This is a genomic window from Glaciecola petra, from assembly GCF_031846345.1.
Classification (GTDB): domain Bacteria; phylum Pseudomonadota; class Gammaproteobacteria; order Enterobacterales; family Alteromonadaceae; genus Glaciecola; species Glaciecola petra.
This window is the reverse complement of sequence record NZ_JAVRHX010000004.1, coordinates 242150-253293: the sequence shown is the minus strand read 5'-3', so window position 1 is coordinate 253293 and position 11144 is coordinate 242150. Positions and strand designations below refer to the sequence as shown.

The 11144-nt window shown below is 39.4% G+C and carries 10 protein-coding genes; 6 read left to right on the top strand and 4 right to left on the bottom strand.

Going from position 1 to position 11144, the window contains the following annotated elements; genetic code table 11:
* Positions 1-163: 163 nt before the first annotated feature.
* Positions 164-943: a hypothetical protein gene (locus RM552_RS14010; RefSeq protein ID WP_311369480.1), complete on the top strand. Its 780-nt coding sequence runs from the start codon at positions 164-166 to the stop codon at positions 941-943.
* Positions 944-982: 39 nt separating this feature from the next.
* Here RM552_RS14010 and RM552_RS14005 read toward each other — a convergent pair whose 3' ends face one another.
* The 4 genes from RM552_RS14005 to RM552_RS13990 form a co-directional block, all read right to left on the bottom strand.
* Positions 983-1453, bottom strand: coding sequence for a TerB family tellurite resistance protein (locus RM552_RS14005; protein WP_311369479.1), 471 nt, complete (start codon positions 1451-1453; stop codon positions 983-985).
* A gap of 56 nt (positions 1454-1509) precedes the next feature.
* A complete protein-coding gene (locus RM552_RS14000) occupies positions 1510-2418 on the bottom strand; it encodes a WYL domain-containing protein (RefSeq protein WP_311369478.1) in 909 nt (302 codons plus the stop codon).
* Positions 2419-2569: 151 nt separating this feature from the next.
* Positions 2570-3493 carry a histone deacetylase family protein gene (locus RM552_RS13995; RefSeq protein ID WP_432277227.1) on the bottom strand — a complete coding sequence of 308 codons (924 nt, stop codon included), beginning with the start codon at positions 3491-3493 and terminating at the stop codon, positions 2570-2572.
* Positions 3483-4910, bottom strand: a complete 1428-nt coding sequence (locus RM552_RS13990; RefSeq protein ID WP_311369477.1) for an undecaprenyl-phosphate glucose phosphotransferase — start codon at positions 4908-4910, stop codon at positions 3483-3485. Before RM552_RS13990 ends, RM552_RS13995 begins: the two co-directional genes overlap by 11 nt.
* Positions 4911-5553: 643 nt before the next feature.
* On the opposite strand from RM552_RS13990, the gene RM552_RS13985 reads away from it, so the two are divergent.
* The 5 genes from RM552_RS13985 (at position 5554) to RM552_RS13965 (ending at position 11133) form a co-directional block, all read left to right on the top strand.
* Positions 5554-6798, top strand: a complete 1245-nt coding sequence (locus RM552_RS13985; protein WP_311369476.1) for an outer membrane beta-barrel protein — start codon at positions 5554-5556, stop codon at positions 6796-6798.
* Between the two features lie 111 nt (positions 6799-6909).
* Positions 6910-7422: a polysaccharide biosynthesis/export family protein gene (locus RM552_RS13980; protein ID WP_311369559.1), complete on the top strand. Its 513-nt coding sequence runs from the start codon at positions 6910-6912 to the stop codon at positions 7420-7422.
* Between the two features lie 10 nt (positions 7423-7432).
* On the top strand, positions 7433-9673 hold the full coding sequence (locus RM552_RS13975; protein WP_311369475.1) for a GumC family protein: 2241 nt from the start codon (positions 7433-7435) through the stop codon (positions 9671-9673).
* 9 nt (positions 9674-9682) lie between these two features.
* Positions 9683-10411 carry a tyrosine-protein phosphatase gene (locus RM552_RS13970; protein ID WP_311369474.1) on the top strand — a complete coding sequence of 243 codons (729 nt, stop codon included), beginning with the start codon at positions 9683-9685 and terminating at the stop codon, positions 10409-10411.
* Positions 10408-11133 carry a VpsP family polysaccharide biosynthesis protein gene (locus tag RM552_RS13965; RefSeq protein ID WP_311369473.1) on the top strand — a complete coding sequence of 242 codons (726 nt, stop codon included), beginning with the start codon at positions 10408-10410 and terminating at the stop codon, positions 11131-11133. Before RM552_RS13970 ends, RM552_RS13965 begins: the two co-directional genes overlap by 4 nt.
* Positions 11134-11144: the final 11 nt, after the last annotated feature.

The window sequence follows — 11144 nt, the reverse complement described above, 5'->3', positions numbered from 1 at the left end:
CATCAATTTGTGTTGGTTTTGTTTGTAAGCTTATCAGTAAACCTCAATTGTGCAATATAGGCCAAAAGTCACTTTTACAAAATGTGACATCTAGCACTAATGCTTTTTTGTATAGTGGTTTAAGATGACCTTAAGTTAAGACTCAGCTCAAAAAAGGTTTAACATGACTTACTTACACTCCAGCTTATTTATTTTACACATTATATTTGGTAGTACCGCTTTAATATTATTTTGGGTACCGATGTATACCAAAAAAGGACAGTTAAACCATAAGAAATTTGGGCGATATTACCGAAATGTTATGTATGCAGTTGCAGGTACAGGTGCCATTATGGCGGCCTTAGTTTTAGCAATACCGTTAACGATTAAGCATGAATATGCAGATCGAGAAAACGCAGCTGAAATAGCCGAAAGTATTCGCTACTTTTGGAGTTTTTTACTTTATTTGGCATTACTCAGTTATACCTCGACAAAACACGGTGATGCGGTTTTGCGGGCCAAAGAGAACCGCGCTAAATTACGGACATTTGCTTATGTTGCGCCAATTGCCTTGTTATTCGCTTGTGGTCCTCTGTTTATTGGTATAGGCATTGTACGCTCTAATATATTACATACTGTATTCGGTATTTTAGGTATGTTAATAGGCGCTGGTATGTTGCACTATATCTACAGAAAATCAGTGGGTGTACGTGCATATATTTTAGAACACGTAGGCAGTATGATAGGTTCAGGTATAGGTGCCTATACTGCGTTTTTGGCCTTTGGTGGTCGCCAATTTTTAGATGCCGCAGGCAGTTACCAAGTGATTTTTTGGATAGCGCCCGGTGTTATTGGGAGCGTGCTCTCTTTTGCACTGTGTAAAAAATACGGAAAAATATTTAAGGTAGGCGATGCTAATTCGGCGGTGTCTGTAGATGCGCAATCGAAACTTGCTAAGCAGTAAGAATCAGTTGCTATACCTAAGAAGCTATACCTAATATGCTTAAGCGACAAGGCCCTTTGCCAAGACTCTATTAGAAAGTAATGATAATAGTTCGAGTTCATCTTCACTTCTGTTACCGTCAACTTGTGTAATAGCCATCGCCATTTCTAGTGCGGTGGCAGGGTCGTGGTTAAGGCCAGCACTTAAACTAAATAAAAACTCTTTTGTTTCATATTGGTCAATAGCTAAACGGCTTTGATGAATAGCGTCGTTTATAAAGGCTTCTAACGAGACTCCGTTATGCCAATCCATGTTGTTGACTAAACTCTCGAAATAATCTTGTTCAGAAAGTGTTACTTTGCCGTCAATTTGATAAAGCAAAACTGCCAGCTTAATCAAGTCCTCATTAAAATTTTGTGCATCTTTCAAGCCTAGTACTCTTCGTTGTTCCATACCATTGTTTTTTGTAGGTGTTTTTTTGGCAGCAACTGCAGCAGTATTTGAATTACTATTAGACTCTAAATCTGACATATTTGCGCTCACTCACATTAATACGAATTGTATAGACGCTACTAGGTGTTATTAGTTCACTTTTTTGGTGTAAAACCCGGTGCCAGTTGAGGGCTCTCGATACTGGCTAAAACTTCGTGATTTTTTAAAGCCAACTGACAGCCTTGATTGAGTATTCGATGTTCAAAAGAACAGTCTACTTGCCAGTATCTAAGCACATAGGCTGCTAAGGCGGCTCGTACTTGCATTACTCGCTCACCGTTTTGCATGCCATAGTCCATCTCAATGGCTTGTGTATGGCTAATATCTGGATGAACCATGAGTATAAGTGATACCAAACGATTGAACTGTTCGTCGCTGCGAGCTAGCTGCTTGGGAAGAGCGGGCGTTTCTGTGCAATTTACTTGAGTAAATCTTGTGCAAACAAAGTCGCGGAATGCCCCAGACTTTTGGTCAAAGGCGCGCACATGCCATCTATGTCCATTATTGATAATAGAGTGAGGTACAATTATGCGAGTACTTTCACCTGAACTGATGGATACATATTTGACTTGGCAGGCAAGCCGATTATGAATAGTCCGCATGAGTGCGGCGATAATATGTACATTAGGATGTATTAACGACACAGCGTCAAAGCAATGTTCAGAAGGTTGTGAAGGAGCAGTAATACCATCACTGAATCCTTTGCTAACCGATTGTAAAATGGATTCTGCGGAAAATTGGAACACGGGTTCAAATTGTGGTGTACGCCAATAATGTTTGGTGCTGTGATCAAGGTTCAAATTGTTTTTGGCAATATCACGATAAGCCGCAAAATCACGTGTACTGGCGGCCAAACCGGTTTTAAAACGACTTATTAAGTCACTTCGTGAGATTTTGCTAAAAAACTGCAGGTTAAAATCAATAAACGCCAAACGTTCTTTCTGAGACGTTGATAAGCTTTCAATAAAAGGTTTTGACTCAGCGTACACTGCACTAATTTTCATAGTAAATATGTTCCGTTATTGGTTAAATAGAGAACTGGTTAAATAGAGAACTACTGTAAATATATACAGATTATAAAGTGTGGTGAGCTATGATGCAATCATTTTGATTGCCAAAGTCAAGGTGAAATGAAATTTATGGTGGCCTAAGGCATTAAATTACCTTAGCGGCCTTAAAAAGTTGTATATGCGCGTCGACTAGAGCATCAATATCTCTTTGGTAACCACCTCCGATAACGGCTGCAATGGGTAATTGTTTTTCTTCGCAAATATCAAAAACCAGTTGGTCACGTTCAAAAACACCTTGAGTTGAAATATCTAAGTGTCCTAAATCGTCGTTGCTATGTATATCAACACCTGCATCATATATTACGGCGTCTGGATTGCAGTAAGTAAACGCTAAGTTAAGTGCCTGCTCTACAAGCTCTAAATAGTCTTTGTCTTGGGTACCTTTTGCTAAGCCAAAGTCGAGATCAGATTGTTGTTTTCTGTAAGGGAAGTTTTTTTCACCATGGATGGATACTGTGTAAACGGCATTATTATTGGCCGCGAGTTTAGCGGTGCCGTCACCTTGGTGTACATCACAATCAAAGATTAATACCTGCTCAATATTGTCGTTTTGCAACATACTTAACGCGGCCAAATATAAATCATTGATCATGCAAAAACCTGAACCAAAATTAGCAAAAGCGTGATGGTATCCACCGGTTAAATTGAGTGCTTTACCGTGCTTTAAGGCTAAATTCGCGGTAAGTACAGTGCCAGATGCAGCGGTTAACGTCCGGTTCACTAATTGTTCTGACCATTCAAAACCGATTCGACGCATTGCTTTACGATCCAAAGTACCGTTTACTAATTGATTAATATACGTAGGGTCATACACTGAGCTAAGTTCTTGCTGCTTGAGTGGAGAGGGTTGATAGAACTGTTTTTCAGATACTCCTTCTGCGATAAGACGATCTTTTATCCCTTGATATTTTTGTATTGGAAAACGATGTTTTGTGGGTAAATCGAGCTGGCTGTATATGGGGTCAAATACTAAAGGAATAGACATATTCAATCTAGACTTAGTAGGCATTTTTGTCTAAGAAGCCTTTGAAAACGGTGGCGATTATAATTTTTAAGTCAAGCCAAACCGACCAGCGATGAATATAATCTAAATCGTATTCTACGCGCTTTACCATCTTATTCACGGTTTCTGTTTCGCCCCTAAAACCATTTACTTGAGCCCAACCTGTAATACCGGGTTTGACTTTATGACGTAGCATATAGCCCTCGATAAGTTTACGGTATTGTTCGTTGTGCGCGACTGCATGTGGTCTTGGTCCAACTATCGACATTCGACCTTGTAATACGTTTATAAATTGAGGTAATTCGTCTAAAGATGTACGCCTTAAAAATCGACCAAAAGGGGTGATGCGCGCATCACCTTTAGTCGCTTGTTTTACATCAGGACCATTGTCTTGAGCGGTCATTGAACGAAATTTGTAAACTTTTATTTTTTTACCGTCGAGGCCATATCTAAACTGCTTAAAAATAACAGGGCCTCTGGACGTGCATTTAATTCCAATGGCAATGCACAACATTGGAATGCTAATAATCAACAAAATCAGACTGCCGAGCACGATGTCTTCAATGCGTTTAATAGTGTTACTGGCTCCTTGAAAGGGTGTATCGAAAACACTCAGCGTTTGCACTGAACCTACCGACTGCCAGCGTGCATTTAATAGGTTATATATGAAAAAGTTAGGGATAATATAAACGTTACAGGTAGTGTCGCTACATTGGTTGAGAATTTCCATAATGCGGGTTTCCGCACTCATAGGCATAGCAATATAAATGTAGTCAATTTTTCCTTCTTTAGCGGCAGCTAGCACATCGGCTATGTTTCCAGCTATTTGATTGTGAAATTCGTGGGGTAAACGGCTTGGCGCACGGTCATCGAATAATCCATACAATTGAATCCCAAGTTGGTCGTTTTCGAGTAATTGCATACATAAATTATATCCGCTTGCGGTAGCGCCAATAACAGCCGCTGAACGACTATTGTGGCCGCGCTTTCGCTGAATGAACAAGATTTCTCTGAAAACCATTCGCCACAGCATTAAAGCTGGCATTACCGCAAATAAAAACAGCCAAAGCGTTTGGTCGTCAAATGTCACTGCACTAGGAAAAAAATAAGCCCATAGCAAAACTGCCAGGCTACTTATACCCCACGTAACAATGGTCATGCGTAATAAAGAGGTATTTGACTGGGTGCGCCAAGACCGATAAAGGTCTAAGGCTTCAGCCAGTATGTTAAATGAAATAATACTCACTAGTAAAGTGAGCATTATTGATTGTTGAATCAATACATCACGCGAGTAGAGCACCAGAAAGAATATTAGCGTAATCGTGACAATATCGACCAATCGATAAAGCGTTGCAAAACTGCTTTTATTCGACTGGATAATACCATTACGATTATCTTGATTAACTCTACTTTTTTTTGCCACTTTTGATTATTGCCTATTGTGTTTGTAGTGAATCGTGCAACTTCAATATTTTACAAACTTCATTATTATTGTTTTTATATTTCGTACTTTATCTGATGTTCAACAAAAACACCAAGTTACTTTTTATTATAAAGCTTAGTTAATGATAAACAAAATTAGAAGTACATAAAGTAATAATTGATAATTTTACGTGGTTTAATAAAAGTTTAATGCAAGATGTGTAAAACTAGTACTTAATTGTAAATTTTATACTAAAAAATCATACTTAAGTGTAAAAATTGTAAGCGATTTTGTTTATGTAAGGCCATAGTGTATAATCGTTTGTAGTTTTTATTTGTGAAAAATGGCGATGTAGCTTGCTTTTTGCCACTCAGCTTTAAAAATCATTGATAACCCCCGTTTGTGTTAGCAAATTGGTGGGTACTCGCTTAATGCTCCTTGGCATAAGTTCTGCTTTGCTAAAGCAATATCACGAAAAGTAAGCGCTTAAGCACTAAGTTTGCGCAAATAAAGGGGCAAACACACAACATTTATGCACTGAAGTAGTGCATTTTGTGTGTGGCTTTAGTAAAATCGCGCACTCGCGAGGCCGCGCCAGCAAGTTAAGCTAATTGGTTAGGATACAAAAACAGGATTTTGAAACATGTTTAAAGTTATTATGGGATACAAGGCAAAAAAAATCACAAGTGCAATAGCATGTTTTTTACTTGTAAGCACGGGCAGTACAAGTGCATTAGCGCAGCAGTTTGACGATGCAGCGAGTGTCCAGTTTGGTGGGTTTGAAGTGATACCAACCGTCGATATTGGCGTAAAGTTTGACGACAATGTGAGCCAACTTGCCAGCGATGAGATTAGCAGTTGGTCAAGAATCGTCTCTCCTCAGGTCAGTATGATTAGCAGCTTGGGTGCTAGCCAAGTCGATTTTGGTTACCGTATCAAGAATGAAGATTTTTTTAGTAGTAAAGAAGACAATTACACTGACCATTTTTTAACGGCCGGTGCTGATGTTGAATTAAGCGCCAGACATCGCGTTAATGCGAGATTAGATTTTGAAGATGGCCATGATGCCAGAGGTTCAGGCTTTTCAATTGGTAATGGTGATTTAATCAATGAACCAGACCAATATAAACAAACTCAATTAGATTTTCTCTATTCTTACGGCGCATTTAATTCACAGGGACGCATTGATGTCAATTTTAATGTAAGAACCCTCGACTATGATGTATCTACCCCAGAATATTTAGTCAGGGATAGACGCATTTCGCGTATTGGTGGTACATACTATCATCGTATTGGCGCAACTACTGATCTGACATTCGATATCATCAGAGAAACCGTCAGTTATAAAACTCCCGCAGTATCAACAAACCCCTTAGACAGTCGCAATATGTCATATTTAGTTGGTCTGAGTTGGGAGGCTACCGCTAATACATCTGGCTTTGCAAAAGTGGGTTACCAAGAAAAACGATTTGACTCAGCTTTGAGAGATGATTTTGATGGTTTTGATTGGGCGGCAGGGGTTCGTTGGGAACCAGTTGAATATGCAAGTGTCGAAATACGAACAAGTGCCGATACAAATGAAACAAACGGTGAAGGTAACTTCATCAGAGGTCGCACTCATACCGCAGTATGGCGTCATGAGTGGTTAGATAGGGTTCGCTCTCGTGCAGCCGTTGTGTGGAATAATAACCGTTACGAAGGCCAGTTGATTGATGGGCTAAGTATACGAAGCGACGACAATTTGGGTTTTCGTGCCTCGGTATATTATCAGTTTAGACGCTGGATAAATTTTGAAGTGGGTTACCGCTTTGACGAGAGAGATAGTAATCGAAATGAAATCGACTTTGATCGGAACCAATTTATTTTTAATGCACTTGTTACCCTGTAATTAAACATTAAAAAGGTAAACGTATTGGAATATTTGAATACTACTATGCAGAAAAACGCGAACAAAAAGCTAAATGTCAGATTCATTTTGAATATGACATGGGTGCTCAGTATGCTCATTGGCTTATTCCCGATGACCGCATATTCGCAATTTGTGGAAGAGCAATATACTTTAGGATCAGGCGACGAAATCAAAATTACGGTGTTCGGACAAGAGGATCTCACTGTCGAAACGAGATTATCGAATATTGGTATTATTCGTTACCCCTTTCTAGGTGATATTGAGTTAGTGGGTAAAACAGTTAACGAAGTTGAGCAACTTATTGATATTGGTTTGCGTGGTGATTATTTAATTAATCCTTCTGTGTCGGTTACCGTTGTTGAGTATCGTCCATTTTTTATAAACGGCGAAGTTAACAAGCCCGGGGGTTACCCTTATCAACCCGGCCTTACTATAGACAAAGCTGCAGCATTGGCCGGTGGTTATACCCAACGCGCAGACAAAAATGACGGAGAGTTCTTAGTTCGCCGAACAGTAAAAGGTTCTGAAGTGAATCTTGAACTCAATGCAACTAGCATTGTTTTGCCAGGCGATATTCTAACCGTTAAACCAACATACTTTTAAGAGTTAATTGATGGTAGACCCAAACTTAGAAAATAGAGAGACCCGGCTTTTTGATACCGATATTATCGATTTTGCCCAGTATTTTAATACCTTAAAGCGCTATTTTTGGCGTATTTTTGGACTAGCGTTCTTTCTTACCATACTTTCTGTTTTGGTTGTTTTAACAATAACTCCGCAGTACATCTCAAAGGTCTCAATTCTTATTGAAGCCGAACAAACAAACGTGCTGTCTATAGAAGAAATTTATGGTCTAGACTCTAGCAGAAAAGAGTACTTTCAAACTCAATACGAGGTTCTTCGTTCCCGGCAAATAGCAGAACGAGTGGTGGATCGCATGAACCTGCAAGAGAATGAGTTTTTTAACCGAGACACTGTGCTAGAAAATAGAAGTGCCCTGACCAAATTTAGCGAAAGTGCAAAAGCATCAATCAAAGAAGCTTTGCCTTTTTTACCGCAAAAAGAAACAAAAACATTTACCGAAGAACAAATTGAAGCAGGTCTTAAAAGGTACGCAACAAGCTTATTAATGCAAGCAGTGATTGTAGAACCAGTTAAAAATACACAAGTTGTCAATGTGATTGTGCAAACCCCTGACCCAATATTAAGCGCTGATATCGCGAACAACATTGCTGATATTTATATCGAAAGTTACCTCGAAGCTAAGTTGGAAATGACGGAAAAAGCGACATTGTGGCTAAACCAGAGCTTGGAAGGTTTGCGCACTAAACTTGATGAAGCGGAAGCAAGATTAGCCGCCTTTTATGAAGAAGAGCAATTAGTCGATATTGATGGCGTAGTGGGGCTTGCTTCTGATGAGTTACAACAATTAAGCGACCAATTGATTAATGCGCAAGTAAGTTTGCAGCGCAATCAGGCTATTTTTGCACAAGTCAACAAGCCTGGTGTTACCTTAAATGAATTATCTTCGGTCCCAGAAGTGTTAAACCATCCTTCTGTACAGCAAGTCAAGCGTGAGGAAGTGCTCGCCGAAAGTAAAGTATCAGAATTGCAAGAAGTCTATGGACCCAAGCATCCGGTAATGATAGCAGCGAATGCTGAATTAAATTCAATACGGTCTAGCTTACGTCGACAAATTAGTAATTTGGTATCAGGGATTACCAGCGAATATCGCACCAATGAAGCTAAGGTACGTGCATTGAGAGTAGACGTGGATCAAGCAAAAGCAAGATTTCGTGAACTTTCAAGTTTAGAAAACAAACGCAAAACCTTCCAAAGGGATGTGGATACCAACCAACAACTCTATGATTCATTTTTTACCCGATTAAAAGAAACCGACCAGTTAGGTGGTTTTGAGTCGGCAAACGCAAGAATATTAGATTCGGCAAAACCGCCTTCTACTGCTGCGAAACCCAAAAAGGGTCTTATTGTCGCGGCGTCTTTTGTCATAAGTTTTGGATTTGGTGCATTTTTAGCACTGTTACTCAACGCACTAAATAGCGGTATTCGCTCAGTAGACGACGTTGAACGTAAGTTAGGTCAGCGTATGTTGGGTATTATTCCTTGGCAGCCGCACAAACGGAAAGAAAATTTACCGCTTCGCCACTTTTTTGACGTCAATCACCATCTGTTTAGCGAATCGGTTAGAACATTGCGAACAAGTTTACAATTGTTAAATATTGATAAGCCTTCACAAACTATATTGGTTACATCTAGCGTGCCAAAAGAAGGAAAAAGTACGGTTTCTTCTAACTTAGCTTTCGCTATTGGCCAATTGAGTAAAGTACTGTTAATTGACGCGGACTTAAGAAAACCAACCATTGCTAAGCGCTTTGAGTTGCCTGGCTTTCAACCCGGATTAGCAAACGCCGTTGCTGGCACCCATACCCTCGAAGAGTGTATTGTAAGTGATGAAGAATCCAACATAGATATTCTTAGTGCAGGAACAATACCTCCTAACCCTCAAGAATTACTTGCTTCAGAAAGCTTTGCTGAGCTTATGGCCGCATTGCGTGGAATTTATGACTATATCATTTTAGATAGTGCTCCTACCCAAGCGGTAAGTGACGCTATTGTGGTATCAAAGCACTGCGATTCATTGGTATATGTTGTCAAATCTGACAGCACTAGTGACAAAGTCATCAAGAATGGGCTAAGTCGCTTCGTTCAAATAGGCCATCGAATAGACGGAATCGTGCTTAATCAAGTTGATCTGAAAAAGGCGAAAAAGTCAGGGGAATATGCAGGTTTTTATGATCAATATGGGTATACTAGTTATTCTGAGGAAAAATGACGATAACCCGTGATTGATTTACACAGCCATATTTTACCGGGTATTGACGACGGCGCAAGAACCGCGGACGATACTGTTGCAATTGCTAAAAATTCATTTGAAGCTGGTGTTACTCACATTATGTGTACCCCACATATCCATTTGGGTATTTTTAATAACAACACCGAAAGCATTGCTAAAGCCTTCTTGATTGCACAAAAAGCAATTACACAAGCGAGCATACCAATTAAGTTATCGGTTGCTTGCGAAGTGCGTATTTGTCCCGAAATTATCCCGCTCGTTCAAAATAACAAATTGCCTTTTATCGGCGAATGGGACGGAAAAAAAGCGTTATTATTAGAATTACCTCATAGTCATGTACCTGCTGGTGCAGAAAACTTAATAAAATGGTTAATAAAAAACGATATTCAACCTGTTATCCCTCATGTTGAAAGAAATCGAGATGTGCTAGCACAGTATAAAAAAGCGGCTTATTTGTTTAAATTAGGATGTCTTTTTCAAGTAACAGCGGGTGCATTTGTAGGTAGGTTTGGCAGTGACGTCGAAGCCACTGCATGGCAATTACTAAATGATGATATGCTATGCTACGCAGCATCAGACACACATAATGTGCATAAGCGTCCAAACGATATGCAAGTGGCATACGAAGCTGTTAAAGAGCGAGTAGGCAAACAAATAGCTGATTCAATGTTTATTAACATGCCAACACTAATTACCCAAAAGGTTAATTGGAAATGAATATATTTTTAAAGTTTCACAGCAAGTTGTCAGAAGGCGGAAAAACAAATCGCGTTCTACTTTTATTTATGATTTTAGTGTGTGTTGTGGGGATTTTTAATGCGTTTCGATTTGGCGCGGCTAATTTAGATTATTATTCGGTTAGAAACTCTATCGATTTATGGAGTGAAAATGGCCAAACGCAAACCAAAGAAGAGTACGAATCAGCAAAGCGGGCTATTAAAACAGCAAGGATCCTGCATTCATCAAATCCATTGTATATTGAGTTGACTGGCCAGATTACGGAATGGGGTCAAGTATCAGGTTTAGATGCAGACAAAAGTTTGCTTGATGCTAAGGCTGACTATTTAAAGGCAACTACCTTAAGACCTATGTGGCCTGTTTCTTGGGCTAATTTAGCAATGTTGAAATGGCGTTTGCAAGAATTTGACGATGAGATGTTAGGGTATCTTGAAAAAGCTAACGAACTCGGTCCTCAGTCAAGAGAAGTACATTTATTATATAGCCAACTAGGCCTTACCTTATATAAGGCAAATCATCCTTTTTATATTAATATTAACAAGGTGGCGCGTGAAAGGGTGGTATTGGTGTTAAAAACACACAGTTCTCGCGACCAATTTCGAGATTTCATTAATGCCAACGGTCATTTAGTAACGGTTTGTCGGTGGGTAAAAATAGACGCGCCTGCAGTCGCAAAAAACTTTCTTTCATGCAAATCATAATGCAATGACAA